The 17,702-nt window shown below is 72.4% G+C and carries 19 protein-coding genes and 1 pseudogene; 13 read left to right on the top strand and 7 right to left on the bottom strand.

Features of this window, described 5'->3' with window-relative positions:
- The first annotated feature begins 29 nt into the window (after window positions 1–29).
- A complete protein-coding gene (locus tag OO60_RS45615; RefSeq protein ID WP_003071034.1) occupies window positions 30–203 on the top strand; it encodes a DUF397 domain-containing protein in 174 nt (57 codons plus the stop codon).
- Here OO60_RS45615 and OO60_RS38320 read toward each other — a convergent pair.
- Together OO60_RS38320 and OO60_RS38315 are read right to left on the bottom strand one after the other, a co-directional pair.
- Window positions 154–597, bottom strand: a complete 444-nt coding sequence (locus OO60_RS38320) for a YkvA family protein (protein ID WP_003071031.1) — start codon at window positions 595–597, stop codon at window positions 154–156. The two genes, OO60_RS45615 and OO60_RS38320, sit on opposite strands and share 50 nt — an antisense overlap.
- On the bottom strand, window positions 594–1,145 hold the full coding sequence (locus tag OO60_RS38315) for a Chromate resistance protein ChrB (protein ID WP_003071027.1): 552 nt from the start codon (window positions 1,143–1,145) through the stop codon (window positions 594–596). The genes OO60_RS38320 and OO60_RS38315 overlap by 4 nt, the downstream gene beginning before the upstream one ends.
- A gap of 242 nt (window positions 1,146–1,387) precedes the next feature.
- Between OO60_RS38315 and OO60_RS38310 the strand changes: the two genes are divergently transcribed.
- Window positions 1,388–1,792 (top strand): STAS domain-containing protein, encoded by a 405-nt coding sequence (locus tag OO60_RS38310; RefSeq protein WP_003071025.1) that lies wholly within the window; start codon window positions 1,388–1,390, stop codon window positions 1,790–1,792.
- A 16-nt stretch (window positions 1,793–1,808) separates the two neighbouring features.
- Here OO60_RS38310 and OO60_RS38305 read toward each other — a convergent pair whose 3' ends face one another.
- Window positions 1,809–2,495 carry an SDR family oxidoreductase gene (locus OO60_RS38305; protein WP_003071022.1) on the bottom strand — a complete coding sequence of 229 codons (687 nt, stop codon included), beginning with the start codon at window positions 2,493–2,495 and terminating at the stop codon, window positions 1,809–1,811.
- A 77-nt stretch (window positions 2,496–2,572) separates the two neighbouring features.
- On the opposite strand from OO60_RS38305, the gene OO60_RS38300 reads away from it, so the two are divergent.
- From OO60_RS38300 to OO60_RS38285, 4 genes are all read left to right on the top strand, one after another.
- Complete coding sequence (locus tag OO60_RS38300) at window positions 2,573–3,142, top strand: TetR/AcrR family transcriptional regulator (protein ID WP_003071019.1); 570 nt, start codon at window positions 2,573–2,575, stop codon at window positions 3,140–3,142.
- A gap of 92 nt (window positions 3,143–3,234) precedes the next feature.
- Window positions 3,235–3,960 carry a (Fe-S)-binding protein gene (locus OO60_RS38295; protein WP_003071015.1) on the top strand — a complete coding sequence of 242 codons (726 nt, stop codon included), beginning with the start codon at window positions 3,235–3,237 and terminating at the stop codon, window positions 3,958–3,960.
- Window positions 3,961–3,971: 11 nt separating this feature from the next.
- Complete coding sequence (locus OO60_RS38290) at window positions 3,972–5,399, top strand: lactate utilization protein B (RefSeq protein ID WP_033263258.1); 1,428 nt, start codon at window positions 3,972–3,974, stop codon at window positions 5,397–5,399.
- Complete coding sequence (locus OO60_RS38285) at window positions 5,396–5,977, top strand: LutC/YkgG family protein (RefSeq protein ID WP_033263257.1); 582 nt, start codon at window positions 5,396–5,398, stop codon at window positions 5,975–5,977. Before OO60_RS38290 ends, OO60_RS38285 begins: the two co-directional genes overlap by 4 nt.
- Here the strand turns inward: OO60_RS38285 and OO60_RS38280 are convergent.
- Entirely contained in the window at window positions 5,974–8,946 is a 2,973-nt protein-coding gene (locus tag OO60_RS38280) for an ATP-binding protein (protein WP_033263256.1), read from the bottom strand. The genes OO60_RS38285 and OO60_RS38280 overlap by 4 nt on opposite strands.
- Before the next feature lie 195 nt (window positions 8,947–9,141).
- A complete protein-coding gene (locus tag OO60_RS38275; protein WP_003071004.1) occupies window positions 9,142–10,011 on the bottom strand; it encodes an aminoglycoside phosphotransferase family protein in 870 nt (289 codons plus the stop codon).
- 209 nt (window positions 10,012–10,220) lie between these two features.
- On the opposite strand from OO60_RS38275, the gene OO60_RS38270 reads away from it, so the two are divergent.
- Complete coding sequence (locus tag OO60_RS38270; RefSeq protein WP_033263255.1) at window positions 10,221–10,829, top strand: DUF6000 family protein; 609 nt, start codon at window positions 10,221–10,223, stop codon at window positions 10,827–10,829.
- 4 nt (window positions 10,830–10,833) lie between these two features.
- On the opposite strand, the gene OO60_RS38265 is transcribed toward OO60_RS38270, so the two are convergent.
- Window positions 10,834–11,820 (bottom strand): amidohydrolase family protein, encoded by a 987-nt coding sequence (locus OO60_RS38265; protein ID WP_003070998.1) that lies wholly within the window; start codon window positions 11,818–11,820, stop codon window positions 10,834–10,836.
- A gap of 74 nt (window positions 11,821–11,894) precedes the next feature.
- On the opposite strand from OO60_RS38265, the gene OO60_RS38260 reads away from it, so the two are divergent.
- Both OO60_RS38260 and OO60_RS38255 read left to right on the top strand, forming a co-directional pair.
- On the top strand, window positions 11,895–12,365 hold the full coding sequence (locus tag OO60_RS38260) for a MarR family winged helix-turn-helix transcriptional regulator (RefSeq protein WP_155848866.1): 471 nt from the start codon (window positions 11,895–11,897) through the stop codon (window positions 12,363–12,365).
- Between the two features lie 79 nt (window positions 12,366–12,444).
- The gene (locus tag OO60_RS38255) at window positions 12,445–12,882 is read left to right on the top strand and encodes a hypothetical protein (RefSeq protein ID WP_003070994.1); all 438 of its coding nucleotides are present in this window, start codon (window positions 12,445–12,447) and stop codon (window positions 12,880–12,882) included.
- Window positions 12,883–12,895: 13 nt separating this feature from the next.
- On the opposite strand, the gene OO60_RS38250 is transcribed toward OO60_RS38255, so the two are convergent.
- Complete coding sequence (locus tag OO60_RS38250) at window positions 12,896–13,546, bottom strand: DUF4230 domain-containing protein (protein ID WP_003070991.1); 651 nt, start codon at window positions 13,544–13,546, stop codon at window positions 12,896–12,898.
- 95 nt (window positions 13,547–13,641) lie between these two features.
- Between OO60_RS38250 and OO60_RS47280 the strand changes: the two genes are divergently transcribed.
- The 4 genes and pseudogenes from OO60_RS47280 to OO60_RS47585 all read left to right on the top strand — a co-directional run.
- Window positions 13,642–13,800 carry a hypothetical protein gene (locus OO60_RS47280; protein WP_003070988.1) on the top strand — a complete coding sequence of 53 codons (159 nt, stop codon included), beginning with the start codon at window positions 13,642–13,644 and terminating at the stop codon, window positions 13,798–13,800.
- Between the two features lie 3 nt (window positions 13,801–13,803).
- Window positions 13,804–14,505, top strand: a complete 702-nt coding sequence (locus tag OO60_RS38245) for a VOC family protein (RefSeq protein ID WP_033263210.1) — start codon at window positions 13,804–13,806, stop codon at window positions 14,503–14,505.
- Window positions 14,506–14,524: 19 nt separating this feature from the next.
- Window positions 14,525–17,368: a hypothetical protein gene (locus tag OO60_RS38240; protein WP_155848865.1), complete on the top strand. Its 2,844-nt coding sequence runs from the start codon at window positions 14,525–14,527 to the stop codon at window positions 17,366–17,368.
- Between the two features lie 76 nt (window positions 17,369–17,444).
- Window positions 17,445–17,702, top strand: a pseudogene (locus OO60_RS47585) (hypothetical protein); the annotation flags it as partial.

Below are 17,702 nucleotides of genomic sequence, written 5' to 3'. Positions count from 1 at the left end.
CCCGCTTCGCCGGGTGAAGGAGGTTGGCGTTGAACGAAACCGTGTGGCGGAAGAGCAGCTACAGCGGCCAAGAGGGCAACGAGTGCGTCGAGGTGGCGCTCCTCGACGATGGCGCCGCCGTCCGTGACTCGAAAGACCCGCGCGGCGGCTTCTTCATCGTCTCGGAGGCCGCCTATTCGGCCTTCCTGGCCGAGATCGGCTGATCCCGGTCAGGCGGGCCAGCGCCGCGAACCCGTCGTCGGTGCCGGGCCAGTGGGCCCGCACGGCGTCGAGCCCGGCCCGCCGGACCACACCGCGCAGGACCGCCGTGACGATGATGGCGTCGTCGGCGTACCCGAGCACGGGAATGAAGTCCGGGACGAGGTCGACGGGCAGCGCGAGGTAGGCCAGCAGCAACCCGAGCCGTACCCGGACACCGCGGGGGAGCGTCAGGTCACCGGCGAGGCGCCGGACGAGCCGCAGGACGTCCGGCAGCAGCCGCAGCGCCTCCCGCAGCAGCCCGCCGCGCGGCCGCACCACCACCAGCGCCGCCACCAGGACCAGCCACGCCAGCAGCAGCGCCGCGCCGGCGCCGATGAGCAGGTCCCAGCCGCTCATCCGCCGGCACCGGGAACGTCGGCCCGCAGGGCGGCTTCTTCGAACGCGGCCAGTGCGGCGGCGGCCTCCTCGACCGCGTCACGGGCGTCCCGGCCGGCCGGAGCACCGAAGTAGTCGCGGGCGGCGATCTTGTCCAGCCAGCTGCGGAACCGCTGCAGGTCGGCCTCGGACTCCTCGACCTCGGCGTAGGTGGCGTTGCCGCGGGCCTGTTCGTCGGCGAGTTCCTTCCGCAGGTCCGGCAGCCGCTGGAGCACCTCGGCGTACTCGGCGTCCCGGGCCGCGTTGAGTTCGGCGATCACCGCCTGTTCGTCACCCGGGCCGGTGAACGCCATCGGCAGCACCCGGGCCGTGCCGCCCTGGTGGCGGACCCGGTCGGCCAGCCGGCGGATCTCGCGCACGACCGGCGGCCGGGCGGGCAGCAGGCACACGGACTGCTGCAGGTAGAGGGCACCGAGCGAACGGAGTTTCCGCCACACCTGCACCCGCAGGGAGTCCGGCGCGCCCGCGGTCGACACGCTGATCACCAGCCAGCCCTGTTCGGGAGTCACGTGCGGATGTTACACCCGTAACATCGTCGCCGGGTCCGGTGATCGAGGGGTTGAACGGCTCGGCGGCTGGGCAGTAGGTCAGCTGCCGGGCTGTCCCGGCATCGGCGTCGCGGCTTTCCCGCCGTGCCGCCGCGGTTGAGACCACCAGCCGCCGACCGGATCCGAGCTGCCTCCGCGGGCAGCCGGCTGTACGGGAGGCGCCGGCGGTCCGCGCGGCTTCCCGTCTCGACGAGGAGGCACCGATGCTCGCGACGCCCGGCCAGGTCGAGGTATCCCACTTTCTCCCGGTGCGCACGCGCGTCACCGTCGCCGCCACGGCCGGGCACACCACCGTCACCGTGACCGGCGACTTCGACCTGGCGGTCACGGCGTCGCTGCACGAACAGCTGGAGGCGGAACTGCGCCGGACACCGGCGGCCCTGGTCCTGGACCTGGCCGGGGTGACGTTCTGTTCCGCCGGGGCGCTGGCGGTGCTGCTCGACGTCGTCACCACCGCCCACGCCCGCGGCATCCCGTGCGCGATCGTCGCCACCGGCCGCGCGGTGCTGCGCCCGGTCCGGGTGCTGCAGCTCGACCGCGTCCTGCCCCTGCACCGCGACCGCGCCGAAGCCGAGGACTGGCTCTCGTTGGTGCGCCGGCTGCGCTGATCCCGGGCGCCGCCGGTCAGCGGGTCAGGAAGCCGCCGTCCACGAACAGGTCGTGGCCGTTCACCCCGCCGTTGCGGAGCAGGAAGTCGGCCGCGTCGGCGATCTCGTCCATCGTGACCAGGCGCCCGATCGGCGTGCGCTCGGCCTGCTGCCCCAGGTCGGCGTCGCGCCACCGGGGGCTGTCGCCGACCAGTCCCGGGTGCAGGGCGTTGACCCGGTGCGGCGCGAGCTCGATCGCCAGGGTCTTCACCAGGCCGGTGACGGCGCTGTTGAAGGTGGTGATCACGGTCGAGCCCGGGTAGGGCCGTTCCTTGGCCAGTCCGCCGAAGAGGACGACCGACGCCTCCGGCGTGAAGTGCGCGCTCAGCACCCGGACGGCTTCGGTGTAGCCGACCAGCTTGGTCGTCACCGCGGTGACCGCCGCGGCGACGTCGAAGTCCCGCAGCGTGTTCGGGCGCTGGTGGCTGGCGGTGATCACCAGGTGGTCCAGCGGCGGCACGCCCGCGGCCGACGCGGCGATCGTCTCCGGGCGCGCGAGGTCCAGGCCGAGCCCGGTGGCGGCCGGGCCGATCTCCTTCGCGACCGCTTCGGCGCGGGCCGCGTCGCGGCCGGCGATCACCACCGTGCCGCCGCGGTCCGCGTGGCGCTGGGCGATGAAGCGGCCGAGCCCGTCGGTGCCGCCGATGATCATCGTGGTGCTCATGGCTCTCTCCGTCCTGTTGACCACTTGGTCATTAACGAGCATAGGGCCCTTGCTGACCACTTGGTAAATTGACCCGCATGACCCGACGCCCGCACCGCCGTGACCCGGAAGGGCACCGCCAGGCCATCCTCGACGCCGCCCGCAGCAGCTTCGGCGAACGCGGGTTCGCCCGGGCGACCGTGCGGGACATCGCGTCGCGCGCCGGCGTCACCCACGGTCTGGTCCTGCGGCAGTTCGGCTCGAAGGAACAGCTGTTCCTGGCCGCCGTGCCGGGGCACCGCGAGCTCGACGCGGTGATCGGCGGCGACCCGGGCACGCTGCCCGAGCGCGTCGCGCGGGCCTACGTGGAGCGGATGGAGACCGGCGCGGCCACCGACCCGCTCGTGGTCCTGCTGCGCAGCATCGCCTCGGACCAGCAGGCGGCGGCGAAGCTGTACAGCGCGATGGAGGAGAGCAGCATCCGCGCCTACCGCGAAGTCGTCGGCGGGGAGGACGTCGCCGTCCGCGTCGCGATGCTCGGGGCGCAGCTCATCGGCGTGACGGTCAACCGGTACATCGCCCGGACCGGGCCCCTGGCCGAGCTGCCCGCCGCCGCGCTCACCGAGCGGCTGACCCGCGTCCTGCGGCACATCCTCTTCGAGTCTTGAAACGTCATAATCAGTTATTGACGGACTGGATGGGCGAGTAGTAGCGTCGGCGCGCCGCAGGTTTGAAACCTTTTAATCCCGGAGGTGCGCGCATGCGAGTCGCCGTGCTCGTCACCTGCATCAACGACGCGCTGTTCCCGGACACGGGCAAGGCGGTGTTCCGGCTGCTGCGCCGCCTCGGCGTGGACGCGGACTTCCCGGCGGCGCAGACCTGCTGCGGCCAGCCGATGATCAACACCGGCTACCTCGACGAGGCCGTCCCGGTGGTCCGCGCGTTCACCCGGGCGTTCGCCGGCTACGACTACGTCGTGACGCCGTCGGGCTCGTGCGCGGGGTCGGCGCGGCACCAGCACGGCCTCGTCGCGCGGCGCGCGGGCGACCCGCAGCCGGCCGGCACCGGGCCGAAAGTGCTGGAGCTGAGCGAATTCCTCGTCGACGTGCTCGGCGTGACCGACGTCGGCGCCGCGTTCCCGCACCGCGTCACCTACCACCCGACCTGCCACTCGCTGCGCCTGCTCGGCGTCGGCGACAAACCGCTGCGGCTGCTGCGCGCGGTCCGCGGGATCGACCTCGCCGAGCTGCCCGCCGCGGACGAATGCTGCGGCTTCGGCGGCACCTTCGCCGTGAAGAACGCCGAGACGTCCACCGCGATGGGCGCGGACAAGGCCCGGCACGTTCGCGAAACCGGGGCCGAAGTGCTCGTCGCGGGCGACAACTCCTGCCTGCTGCACATCGGCGGGCTGCTGTCGCGGCAGCGGTCCGGCGTCCGCGTGCTGCACCTGGCCGACGTGCTGGCCTCGACCGGGGAGGACGCGTGACATTCCTCGGCATGCCGCCGTTCCCGGCGGCCGCCCGGACAGCACTGGCCGACACCCAGCTGCGGCGCAACCTCGCCCACGCCACCGGCACGATCCGCGCCAAGCGCGCGGCCGTCGTCGCCGAGGTCGCCGAATGGGAGGAGCTGCGCCTGGCGGGCGCGGCGATCAAGGACAACACCCTGCGCCGCCTCGACGAGCACCTGCTGACCCTCGAAGCGGCGTTGCAGGCCAGGGGCGTGACCGTGCACTGGGCGCGCGACGCCCGGGAAGCCTGCGACGTCGTCGCCGGCATCGCCCGCGACCACGGCGTCGACGAGGTCGTCAAGGTGAAGTCGATGGCGACGCAGGAGATCGGGCTCAACGAGGCCCTCGCCGAGCACGGCGTCACCGCCTGGGAAACCGACCTCGCCGAGCTCGTCGTGCAGCTCGGCGACGACCTGCCCAGCCACATCCTGGTCCCGGCGATCCACCGCAACCGCGCGGAGATCCGCGAGATCTTCCGCCGTGGGATGGCCGGGGCGCCCGCGGACCTGACCGACGACCCGGCCGAGCTGGCCGGCGCGGCGCGGGAGCACCTGCGCGAGAAGTTCCTGCGCGCGAGGATGGCCGTCTCCGGCGCGAACTTCGCCGTCGCCGAGAGCGGCACCCTGGTGGTCGTCGAGTCCGAGGGCAACGGCCGGATGTGCCTGACCCTGCCCGAGGTGCTGGTTTCGGTGGTGGGGATCGAAAAGGTCGTGCCGGAGTGGGCCGACCTCGACGTGTTCCTGCAGCTCCTGCCGCGGTCGAGCACGGGGGAGCGGATGAACCCGTACACCTCGGCGTGGTCGGGCGTGACCCCGGGCGACGGGCCGCAGGAAATGCACGTGGTGCTGCTGGACAACGGCCGCACGCGCGCGCTCGCCGACGAGGTCGGCCGGCAGGCGCTGCGCTGCATCCGCTGCTCGGCGTGCCTGAACGTCTGCCCGGTCTACGAGCGGACCGGCGGGCACGCCTACGGCTCGGTCTACCCGGGCCCGATCGGCGCGATCCTCAACCCGCTGCTCAAGGGTGTCGGCACCGACGAGCAGACCGACTCGCTGCCGTACGCGTCCAGCCTGTGCGGCGCCTGCTTCGAGGCGTGCCCGGTGCGCATCGACATCCCCGAAGTCCTGGTGCACCTGCGCTCCCGGGTGGTCGACGCCCACCGCGGCGGAACCCCGGAACCCGAAGCGGTGGCGATGAAAACGGCGTCCTGGCTCCTCTCGGACGCCCGGCGGCTGGAGTTCGCCGAACGCGGCCTGGGCCTCGCGAACCGGGTGTTGACCCGCTTCGGCCGCCGGCTGCTCCCGGGCGGCCGCCGGGCCCTGTCCCGCCTGCCGTGGCCGGGTTCCCGGTGGACGGACACCCGCGACCTGCCCGCCCCACCGCGCGAATCGTTCCGGGCCTGGTGGCGCCGGTGACGGCCCGCGAGGAAATCCTGGCGGCGGTCCGTGGCGCGCTGCGGACCGCGGACCGGACCGAAGCAGCGGTCCCGCGCGGCTACCGCACGGTCGCGGCGGCGGACGTCGTCGAGCTCTTCGCCGCACGGGTGGCCGACTACCGCGCGAGTCTCACCCGCTGCGGTCCCGCCGAGCTCCCGGCCGCCATCCGCACGGCGCTGGGACCGGCGCGGAAAGTCCTGGTGCCACCGGGATTCCCGGTGGACGTCGAGAGCGTGCCACCGGACACGGCACTGACGGAGGTCGACGCTGTGGTCACCACGGCGACCCTGGGCATCGCCACGACCGGCACGATCGTCCTGGACCACGGCCCCGGCCAGGGCCGGCGGGCCCTCAGCCTGGTGCCGGACGTGCACGTGTGCGTCCTGCGGGCGGACCGGATCGTGCCGGGGGTGCCGCAGGCGGTGGCCGCACTGGACCCGGCCCGCCCGCAGACGTGGATCAGCGGCCCGAGCGCGACGAGCGACATCGAGCTGACCCGGGTGGAAGGCGTGCACGGGCCGCGGACCCTGCACGTCATCGTCGTAACGGAGCCTTAGACGCCGACCAGGTCCGCCAGCGCAGCCCGCACCGCCTTGGCCTCCGGCGCCTTCAGCTCCTCGAACACGGCCAAGGCCTCCCGCAGCCGGGCGACGCCGTCGGCGACGTGCGCGGCCCGCACCGAGCATCGCCCGAGGCCTTCGAGCGCTCGTCCCTCCTGCAGGCGGATCCCGATGGCTCTCGACTGGTCGAGCGCCTGACGGTAGAACTCGACGGCGTCGCCCGCTTCGGGCCAGGCCAGGGCGAGGCCGCCGAGGTTGTTGAGGTTCTCGGCCTGCCACGCCCGGTCGTCGCCGAACAGGTCCTGAGCGCGCTTGAGGTACATCAGCGAAAGCCGGAAGTTGCCGCCCGCGTGGTGGAGCCGGCCGAGGTTGTTCAGGGCGACCGCTTCGCGGGTCCGGCTGTCCAGGCGGCTGTAGATGATCTGGGCGCTGCTGTAGCAGCTGTCGGCCATCCCGTAGTTGCCGAGCTCGAAGTGCATCCGGCCGAGGTTGTTCAGCGCCCGGGCCTCGGTGTACCGGTCGCCCAGCTCGCGGGACAGGGAAAGCACCTGGTCGAAGACGCCGATCGCCGTCGCGTAGTCCCCGCAGACGCCGTAGGTGCAGCCGATGCAGAGCAGGCTCAACGCTTCGCCGAGCCGGTTGCCGAGCCCGACGTACAGCGCAAGAGCCCGTTCACCGTCGGCCCGGGCGGCGTCGTGCCGTCCGAGCCGGAACTGCACGCTCGCGAGGCTGCCCAGCGCGCCCGCGACGCCGAACGGGTTCTCCAGCTCTTCGTACAGCGCGCGGGCGCGGGTGAGGTACTCGATCGCTGCCGGGTACTCGCAGAGCTCCATCCGGGCGAAGCCGATTTCGGTCAGCACGGCGGCTTCGCCGAGCCGGTCGCCGGAGCCGGCGTACAGGTCCCGGGCCCGGATCAGGTCTTCGAGCGCCGCGGGGTGGTCCCCGAGCAGGCTCTGCACCCGGCCCAGATCCGCCCGGGTCGCCGCTTCGTCCGTGCGGTTGCCCGCCGCCTGTTCCGCGGCCAGCACGGCCTGGTCGAGCCGGTGGGCGTCGTGCCAGAACCCGTGCTGCTCGAGGTAGGGGTGCAGCGCCACCGCGAGTTCCGCGGCCCGGTGGAGGTGGTCGTGGACCGCCGCGTAGGTGATGCAGGCCCCGAGGTTGGCGCGTTCCGCGCTCAGCCAGGCGATCGCCTCGTCCTCCCGCGCGAATTCGTGGGCTCCGGCCGGCGGCTCGGCGGCGATTTCCGGGCGCGGGCCCCGGGTGGCGACGAACCGGGTCGCCGACCGGACGGCGTGCAGGTAGTAGTCGAGCAGGCGCTCGAAGGCCTTGTCGTCACCGTCTTCGCTGCCCAGGGTCAAGCTGTAGGCCCGGGTCAGGTCGTGCAGGCGGTAGCGGCCCGGGGCCACTTCCTCCAGCAGGTGGTTGAGGTACAGCGCGTCGAGGTGTTCGCAGGTCGGTTCCGGGTCTTCGCCGTCCAGCGCCGCGGCCGCGCACGTCTCGATCTGGGCGCCGGGGTGCAGGCCGAGGCGGCGGAAGAGCCGCTTCTCGTCCGGGCTCAGGTCCCGGTAGGAGAGGTCGAAGGCCGCGGCCACGGTGCGGTTGCCCGCGCGGAGCATCGTGATCCGGTTGCGGGAGCGCCGGAGGTCGGCGGCCAGCCGCTCGGGCGTCCAGCAGGGGTGGTTGCGCAGCCGGCCGGCCGTGAGCGTGATGGCCAGCGGCAGGTACCCGCACATCGCCATCAGCTCGGCCACGGCGCGGGGATCGTGCCGGTGCGCGCCGGTGTAGCGCCGGAACATCGCGGCTGCGTCCGGTGGCGGCAGGGTCTGCAACGAGACCGGGCCGGCGTCGGCCACGGACTCGATCCGGCGCCGGCTGGTGACCAGCACGAGGCTGCCGGGGCTGCCCGGCAGCAGCGGCCGGACCTGCTCGTCGCCGACGGCGTCGTCGAGCAGCAGCAGGATCTTCCGCCCGGTCACCTTCTCCCGCCACAGCCGGGCGCGGTCGTCCAGGCCGGCGGGAATGGCGATCGCCGGGACGCCCCACAGGAGCAGCAGCGAAGCCAGGGCGTCACCGGGATCCACCGGTGCCTGCCCGGGACTGTGGCCGTGCAGTTCGAGGAAGACCTGGCCGTCGGGGAAGCAGCCGGCGAGCTGGTGGGCGGCGCGGACCGCGAACGTCGTCTTCCCGATGCCCGGCATGCCGTCGACGACGTGGACCGCCACCCCCAGCGTGCCCTGCCCCGCGGCGGTGGACACCGTCGCCGTGAGCTCGGCCAGTTCGCGATCGCGGCCGGTGAAGGCCGGGAGGTCGCGGGGGAGCGTGGAACGGCCGGTCATCGACGCCGGGAAGGACACCGCCTCCGGCCGTGGTGGCGGTGGCGGCGGTTCCGGTTCCGCCGGCACGGCTTCTTCGGTGCCCGGCGGGTACGGGTGGTCCGGCAGGCTGATCCAGCCGACGGTGACCGTTTCCTTCACGGCCACGTGCACGGGCCGGAACGTCGAGGAGTCCACGACCGTGCTGCTGCGGACGACTTCGTCGAAGAACCACGTCGACGTGATCAGCGCGAGCGCTCCCGGCGATTCCGCCAGCGCGATCTTGAGCTGTGGCGCCTCGATCAGGCGAAATGTCTGGTTTATTGCGGGCCCGGTCGCGCCTTGGTCGTCGTAGGCGACTTCTCCCGCGTGCAGCGCCATTCTCAGCCGGATCTGCTCTTCCGCCCGGTGCGTCTCATTGTGCCGGTGCAGTTCCCGCGCGAGGGAAACCGAAAGCACCTCGACAAAAGGTCCTTTGAGGACCTGCGCGGGCACGAGCACGAGCGTTCCGTCGCCCGTGCTTTCGTGCTTGCAGTCGAACCACGGCACCCCCGCATCCTTGAACGCGCGCCGCAACGCGTGGTCGAGACCTTGCCGGACCACCAGCCGGTGTGGCGTGGTCCTGCCCTGATGACCGTAACCTTCGATATCCACCGCGAGTATCGTGCGGTGGACGACCAGTCGTGAGTGCTCCATTTCCCCTCACACGCACTTGCCCCTGATTCGAGGGTATGGACGGGCGCGCCGGGGCGGCAATCCTGCGGTCGGCGAACGGTGCCTTGGAGCGGATGAATGGTCTGGCGGGCAAAAGTGGACATTACCGGGGACGCAATTCGCGGCGAACGCCGTTCAGCCGGCGAGCGCCTGGCTGATCTGCCGGGTGGTCTGCTCGGCGACGCGCGGATTGACGGCGGCGTAGCGGACATAGGCGTTCAGCCCGGTGGCCAGCGCCCAGCCGCGGCCGCGGGTCCAGGTGGCGTCGTCCACGCCGAGCGCGGCGCGGAACGTGGCGCGCGTTCCGGGCGACATGAGCGTGAAGGCGATGATCAGGTCACCCGCCGGATCGCCGAAACCGAGCTCCCCGAAGTCGATGACGGCACTGAGCCTGCCACTCCTCGTCAGCAGGTTGCCGGTGTGGAAATCGCCGTGGAACCACACCGGCGGCCGGTCCCAGCCGGGAGCGGCGAGGGCGGCGTCCCACAGTCCGGTCATCGCCGCGGAGCCGAAAGTGTGGCCCACCTTCGCGATGGCGGCCCGCGTCGCGGCGTCCCGGGCGGCCAGCGGGCGCCCGCCGAGATCCCCGGCCGGGTCGGCGTCGAACCGGTGCAGCGCGGCCAGGAACCCGGCCAGCACACCGGCGGCCTCGTGCGAGCCGGACAGGGCGTCGAACGAGGCCACTTCGCCGTCCAGCCAGCGCGACACGGACCACGGCCACGGATAGCCGAAGGCGGCTTCGCCCACCGCCACGGGTTCGGGCACGGCGAGCGGCAGGTGCGGCGCGAGCCGGTGCAGCCACTCGGCTTCCTTGGCGGCCTGGCCGATGGCGCCGTCGTGCCGGGGCAGCCGCACGGAGAGGTGTTCGCCCAGCCGGAAGATGACGTGATCGGACCCGGCCGGTTCGTGCCGGCGCAGCGGCAGACCGGCCCAGCGCGGGAACTGCGTGCCGACGAGCCGCCTCGCCAGTGCGGCATCGATCGCCGGGCTGGTTCCGAGGGTCAAGGCGGCTCCCGCCGGTCGACGTGATCAAGGGCCTGGAGGGTGCCACGGCGGCCGCTGGGCGGACAACTCGTTTTGGCGGAATTCGCCGCGGAATTCATTTCGGGCCGGTATTCGCCGAACGGCTCTCCGGCGGGAACGGGGGAGGACTGAACCATTCGCGGATGCGGAAACCGCTGGCCGAACCGCGGCCGCACCGGCACGATGCGTCCATGCACCACGTTCCCACCCTGGCGGAGCTGATCCCGCGCTATGTCACACCGGGCCGGCGTTACCTCCGGCTCGGCGGCGGGCTGGTGCGGCCCGAGGTCACCGACCGCGCCGCGTTCCTGCGGGAGCTGGCCGAGGCGGCCGCGCGGATCACCGACACGGAACTCGGGGTACTCCTGGACGACGGTGGATGGCGTGAACGCAAGACCGCCGCGTGGTTCGTCGCCGTGACCGGCCGGGCCCGGTTCCGCGGCAACCTCGGCGACCTCCTCCTAGCCAGCGAAGGGCCATACGCCGGCCGGGCGTACTGCGTCGCCCTGACCAGCCTCGGCACCGAAGCCGACGCGGCCCACCTCATCGCCTACCTCGACCGCTATCTGCTCCGGCCGGACCTGGACTACGACCAGGCCGAGGCCCTGGGCGCCCTCCTGTGCCTCGACGAGGCCCTCGGTACCGGCCACGCGGCCCGCTTCGTCGAACCCGACGGTCTCTGGTGGCAGTTCTGCGCCGCACTACCCGTCGGCGCCGTGGTGCCGCCACCGCAGGAGGCGCAGCGGTTCATCGGCCGGATGTGCGCGCTCGCCGGGGAAAGCGCGCTCTGGCTCACCTGATGAGTCAGCGCCGGATCCCCGCGACCAGGTTTTCCCAGTTCCGGTAGGCGATCCGCGCTCGGTCGGCGTCGCTGATCGGCGCAGTCGCCACGAACCGCCGCGCGGAACCGCCGTGCTCGCGGTTGAACGGGTGGTCCGAGGCGTACATGATCCGGTCCGCGCCCACGGTCTCCAGGGTCCACCGCAGGTACCGGTGGCTGGCGATGCCGCCCGGGGTGATGAACACGTTGGTGCGGAAGTACTCCGCGATCGGCCGCTCGAGCCGGGTCACGGCGTCCAAAGCCGCCACGCGGTCGAGGTAGAACAGCACGACTTCGCCCCAGTGCCCGAGGATCAGCTGCAGCCCCGGGAACCGGTCGAAGACCCCGGCGACGATCAGGCGGAGCGCGGTCAGCCCGGCGTCGTAGTGCCAGCCGAACGTCCCGGTGGCCAGCAGCTCGTCCACCGGGCCGCCGAAGCGCCGGTAGTAGGCCTCGGTGACCGCCGGGAGCGGCACGCTCGGGTGCAGGTACACCGGGGCCCGCAGGTCCTCGGCGGCCTCGAAGATGTCCCAGAAGCGGGGGTCGTCGAGGGCCTGGCCGCGGGAGTTCGCGTTCACCAGCGCCCCGTCGAACCCGAGGTCCGCGACGGCCCGCCGCAGCTCGTCGGCCGCCGCCGAGGGCGTGGACGTGGCGAGGGCCGCGAACCCCCGGAACCGCCCGGGGAAGCGGCCGACGGCGTCGGCGAGGACGTCGTTGGTGGGACGTTGCAGCGCAACGGCTTCGGCGGGATCGAGGTCCTGCAGGCCGGGAGTCGTGAGCGACAGCACGGCGGTGTCGATCCCGGCGTCGTCCATCGCGGCGACGCGGCCTGCGCCGAGGTCGAGCAACGCGCTGCTGGCGACGGCCCGGCCCATCATCGGCGCGGCGAGCGCGGGGTCGTGCCGCCGCCACGCCGCGACGACGTCGGCCGTGGCGAAGTGCTCCTCGAGCCCGTAGAGCCGGTCCTGCACGGGAAACCCCCTCGCTTGAATTTTCAAGTCAGAGGATAGCAGGCGTGAACTTTCAAGTCAGCTAGACTGCGGTGGTGACGGAACCCGGGCAGCCGTGGCTGACGGCCGACGAGCTGTCGGCGTGGCGCGGCTTCGTGCGGCTCGCCCAGCGCCTCCCGGCGGCCCTGGAAGCGCAGCTGCAGCGCGACGCGCGGCTGAGCTTCCTCGAGTACCACGTGCTCGCCCACCTGTCGGAGCAGCCCGGGCGCCGGGTACGGATGAGCGACCTGGCGGCTTTGGCGAACACGGAGCTGTCCCGGCTGTCCCACCTGGTCGGCCGCCTGGAGAAGCGCGGCTTCGCCTGCCGGGAAACGGATCCGGACAACGGCCGGTACACGCAGGCGATCCTCACGGACGCGGGTTTCGCGTACCTGGAGTCGGCCGCGCCCGGGCACGTCGAGCAGGTGCGGGACCTGTTCGCCGACGCCCTCACCGCGGCGGAGCTGCGCACGCTGCGCCGGATCGCGGACAAGGTGCTGACCCGCGTCGACGACCGAACCGGATAGCCGGCGCGATTTTCCGGTAAGCCGGGCAACCGCGGCGGCCTCCCCGGCGTGCTGGAGGCATGACGTCGTCGAGGTACCGATGAGACCTGGCGAGGGGATCGCCCTGCTGGCGTTCGGGGCTTCTGCCGTGATCATGCTGATCATCAGGTTCCGGTGGCCGGAGAAGTTCAGCGGTTTCGGCCGCGTCCCGCCGCCCGGCCCGGCCCACGCGGGACGGTTCGCTGCGCTGCGGGACGAGGACTACGACCTCGTCCTGCGGGGTGAAGTCCGGGTGAACCACCGGTACGTGACGTGGCCGCCGGCCAGCCTCCTGGTCAGCCGCGACCAGGCCGAGCTGCGCGTCAAGGGCGCGGAACCGATCCGGATCAGCCGTGCCGAAGTGACCGGCCTGTGGTGGGTGCGCTCCCCGTTCCGCCGCGGCCTCAAGTTCCGCACCGCGTCAGGCCGGCTGGACAAGGTGACCATCTGGCCCCGTGGACAGGCCGAGAGCCGGCTGGCCGAGCTCGGCTGGCACTGAAGCCCCACCGCCGTCACCCGGCGGAGTTGGGGGCGTAGTTGACGGTGATGTTCTTGAAGCCCAGCGACTGCAGCAGCCCGACGAGCATCGTCCGGGTGTTGCGTTCGGCGTCGGCCACCAGGGAGCTCTTCGCGGCCGCCGCCTGGATCTGCTTCTGGGCGAGCTCGTAGAGCGCCTGCTGCGAATTCGGGTTGCCGCTGAGGAACTCGTTGACGCGCGTGAACAACCCCTGCTGCTGGGCGTACACATGGGACTCGTGCACGTCCAGGGTCGCCGGCTCCAGCTGCGCGTGGCCCAGCGTGATGGTGGCGGACTGGCGGTCGTCGGACACCTGGACCGCGTCCCCCTTCAGCCGCGAGAAGTCCACAAAGGCGTTGTCCGTGCCGACGCCGATGAACATCGTGTCGCTGCCCACGAGGAAGCTGGGCAGCACCGAGCTGGTCGTGATGTCGACGACCACCTGGAACGACCCGCTGGCCGCCTCGTAGCGCGAGAGCTCGACGATCGACTGCAGCAGCACCGGACCTGAGTGCTCCTCCGTCTGCTGGGCGAACGGATTGCGCAATTGGGGTAACAGGTGTACCGCCGAAGCGACCAGCACCGCGGCGAGCAGAACGATCACTGAGACGGCCAACGCGACGAGCCGCTTGCCCCAAGCACCCATACCGGGAGTTATACCCAATTCGTCACCCGGCCAAGCGACGGCCGCGGCGGTACGGTGACCTCGCTCCGCTCTCTCCGACGACGAGGGGAACCGCCGTGCGCAAGTCCCTGTGGCTGTGGGTCGTGCTCGCCGTTTTCGTGATCCTGCTGCTGGCCATGATCTTCGGCGGCTACCGCAAGGGCACGAAGCTCGGAGCACCCGCGAACCACGAGCCGGTGGCGGCGTGGAGCGCCGGCCCGCCACGGCACGCCTGACCGGTGTCTGCGCGTTCACGGCTGCTGGCGGTGACCTTCGAGGCAGCCGACCCGGCGGAACCGGCCCGCTTCTGGGCCGGACTGCTCGGCCGGGAGGTCATCGAGGACACCGGCGGTCTGCTGCTCCCGGGCGGGGACGCCCAGCTCGGCCTGCGGTTCGCCCCGGGCCGCACCGGCGCGAACCGGATGCACCTGCACCTGACCAGCACCGACCTGGACGACCAGCGGCGCACGGTGGCCACGGCGATCCGGCTCGGCGGCCGCCACCTCGACGTCGGGCAGCGACCCGGGGAGGCGCACGTCGTCCTGGCCGACCCGGCAGGCTACGAGTTCTGCGTGATCGAGCCCGGCAACGGCTACCTCGCCGGGTGCGGCCCGCTGGGCGAGCTCACCTGTGCCGGCACCCGGCAGGTGGGCCTGTTCTGGCGCAGGGCGCTGGGCTGGCCGCTGGTGTGGGACCGGGGCGAGCAGACCGCGATCCAGTCACCGCGCGGCGGCACGAAACTCGCCTGGGACGCCTGGGACAACGCGCCCGAAGCATCGAACCACCAGCGCTTCGAGCTCCTCCCGGAGGACGGCGACCAGCAGACGGCGGTCGACACACTGCTCTCCCTCGGCGCCACCCGGCTCGACGCCCGCACCGGCGGCACCGTCGTCCTGGCGGATCCGGACGGCACCGAGTTCTGCGTGCGGCCGGGCCGGTAGCCTGTGCTCAGGGGGCGGAATGGCGGTTCAAACGCAGGACCAAGGCGCGCTGAAGGACATGTTCACCGTCCTGGCGGGCCTGGGCACCCGGCTCGCCGACGCCTTCGCCGCCGGTTACGCCGAGCTGCTGGAACTGCCGGCCGGCCCGCCCCTCGGCCGCCCCGCCACCCGCGATGACGTCGCCGAGTTCCGTGCCGCGTGCCGGCGGGAACTCGCGGCCACGACTCGCGCGCTGGACGCCGAGCTGGCTCGCACGAGCCTGATGGAAAGCCTGTGGCTGGCCATCCTCTTCGGCCAGGGAGACGACAGCGGCAGGCTGGGCACGCCCAACGTGTTCACCCACGAGATGGAGTTCCTGGCCTCCTGCCTGTCACGGGTCATCTCGCCGAGCCTGTTCAGCCGCGACAGCCTGGAAAGCGCCCTGCGGGCCCTCGCCCTGGCGCGGCGGCACGAAGTCTTGGACGGCCAGCTGACCCTGACCGGTGCCTGGATGGACGGCGGTGTCACCCCGGTCGAGCGGTGGGAAGCGCACGACCAGCTCGGCTGGTCGTGGCGGTCCGGGCACGGGGCGTTCCCGACCCGGTACGACTGGGCGTACTCGCTGCGCCTGGCTCAGCGGATCCGCGAGCGGGGCGGCGACCACCCGGATCTCGGCATCCTGTTTTCGATCCACCAAGCCGTGATGACCCACTGGTCGGACGTGCTGCGGGAATTCCGCGCCACGGTCACCGATCCCGCGCTGCGCACGGTGCTGCGCGAACGGACCCTGCTGCACCTGCCGGGCGAGCTCAGCCTGTCCGAGCAGGTGCTGGACGATCTGGCGCGGGCCGGCGCCAGGCTCCTGCTGGAGTGGCCGTCCGTAGACGGCACCTTGCCGGAACGGCAGCGACGAGAGGCGTCGCAATGGCGCCGGCTGCTCACCGCCGATCCCGCGACGCTGGGCCGCAACACCACCCGCAGCCACGTTTTCGCGTCGCCGCTGGCCGCCACCCCGCTGGTCGAGGCCGGGGACGTCGTGCTGTACAGCCTGCCGCACCTGGTCAGCACCGACCTTTCGCAGCTGGTCGAACGGGTCTTCTCCCGGCTGCCCAACCTGCCCTACTACCGCGCCCGGGGCGAGGTGGTGGAGGAGGCGGCGCTGGAGCACCTGGCCGGCGTGTTCCCCGGCGCCCGGGTGGTGCGCGGGGGCAAGTACCGCGGCACCCGCCCCGGCGAGCTGATCGAAGTGGACGGCGTCCTCGCGTGGGAAGACGTGGTACTGGTGCTGGAGGGCAAAGGCGGGTACCTCAGCACCCGGTCCCGGCTCGGCGACCCGGCGGCGGCCGGCACCGAGCTGCGGCGGACCGTCGGCGACGGCTTCTTCCAGATCACGCGCCTGATCCGGGCGCTGGACCGGGACGGCCACGTCACGCTGACCGGCCCCGGCGAACCGCTGACCCTGCACCGCGCGGCGATCCGCCGGATCTACGCCGTCGTGCCGACCGCGGACACCTTCGACCCGCTGTCGACCCTGCTCGATCTGCTGCGGCAGCAGGACATCCTCCCGGCCGGGGCGGTTCCGGCGATCCTGGCCGTGCCGGAACTGCACCTGCTCACCGAACTCCTGCCCACCCCGGCGGAGTTGCTGGCCTACCTCGAATACCGGGAGGAGGTTCTGGCCATGCCGCAGATACGGACCGGCGGCGAGCTGGAACTGCTGGCCGCGTTCTCGGCGACCATCGACATCGTCGGCACGTTCCGCGAGCTGGACGCGCCCCGCGTGGCGCTCAGCACCGACCACCAGGAGAAGTACCTCGACCCGTGGCTGCAGGACTCCTTCCACGCCTGGGTCAACGGTCTCCCGCCGGTCCCGCCGCCGCGGCGGAACGCCGAGGAGCACCGCGCGAAGATCGAACGGTTCCTGGCCGTCACCCACGACGCGGCGTCGGCCACCGTCCTCCACCAGCTCACCGGCGCTCAGCTCCGCACGGCCGAACTCCACGCCGAACGCGTGCCACGCCTGCGCCGACGCACGCTTTCCCCGGTGCTGGCGGGTGATCTCGCCATCGTCGTGGCCCATCCGGACGACCCGATCGACACGGTGCGCGCCGCGCGACCGGTGTGCGAACTGCGTGCGCGCAGCCGGTGGATCGTCTACCTGACCCCGGGGGTGGACGGAGCGGAGTTCCGGTACGCCGAGCGCGGCGGTGCGCACGTCTTCGGAGAGGACCGGAGTACCGCACTGGCCGAGCCCTCCCGCCTCGGCGCGGTGACGGACTGGTTCGACCGGACCGCGGCGCGGCGGCACAGCGCACACCGGCCGGTCACCACGGCCGACCGGGAACACATCGACGCACTGGTGCGGGCCGGAGTACCGGAAACCTTGGCGCTGGGCCTCACCCGGCTGAGCCTGACCACGGCCGTCCTCGACGTGGCGGACCGCGACCCCGGAATCGGCCTCACCCAGGCGGCCGACTTCTACCTGACCCACGTCCGCCGGGCCGCCGAGGACCTGGAGGTGGCCACGGCCGACCTGGCCCTCGGCACGGCCGCCGCGTGCGAAATACTGCAGCTGGTGATCAGCGGCCGGATCCGCGCGGAAGACGCGGCCGCGCTGACCCGGCAGGCGGTTCACCACCCGGAGACCCCGCCGGAAGAGCTGGCGCGGTCGGCGAGCCTGCTCACCGACCGGGATGACGCTCGCCTGGCCGAGGCGGTCCAGGCCGCGCTGAGCGCGCTGGACCTGACACCGGACCAGGTCCGGCGCAGCCAGGGAAAGCAGCGCCGCCGGACCCGCGACCGGCTGCTCGGGACGATTCGCCGCAACCACCCGTCCCTCAACCCGCGGGCCGTCGCCACCGAGGTCGAAGCCTTGTGGGAGTAGGGCGCGACGCGGGTGTCAGTGGCCGTGTCAGCGCGGTGGCCGTCCGGTGTCAGGACGGGAGGCGATCGTGGTTCCCGTGATCAGGTCATCGATCGCGGACGCAGCCACCGGCTGCGTCACCACGCCCGAGTTTTCGGAGAACACGATGCAGAAGTCCGCCACCCCCGTTCCCACCGCCGAGGACCGTCCCGAACTGCGGCAGGCCCTCCAGGCGTTCGTCGACGCCGGATTCGCTGCCGCGCAGATCCGCGTGCACGACGAGCACGGCGACTGGGCCGGCACCGCCGGAGTCAGCGAGCTGGGCACCACCACCGAGCCACCGGCCGACGGGCAG

This window comes from Amycolatopsis vancoresmycina, assembly GCF_000716785.1.
In the GTDB taxonomy this organism is placed as follows: Bacteria; Actinomycetota; Actinomycetes; order Mycobacteriales; family Pseudonocardiaceae; genus Amycolatopsis; species Amycolatopsis vancoresmycina.
The sequence above is the reverse complement of the archived record's forward strand: the minus strand, read 5'-3'. Positions and strand labels throughout refer to the sequence as shown.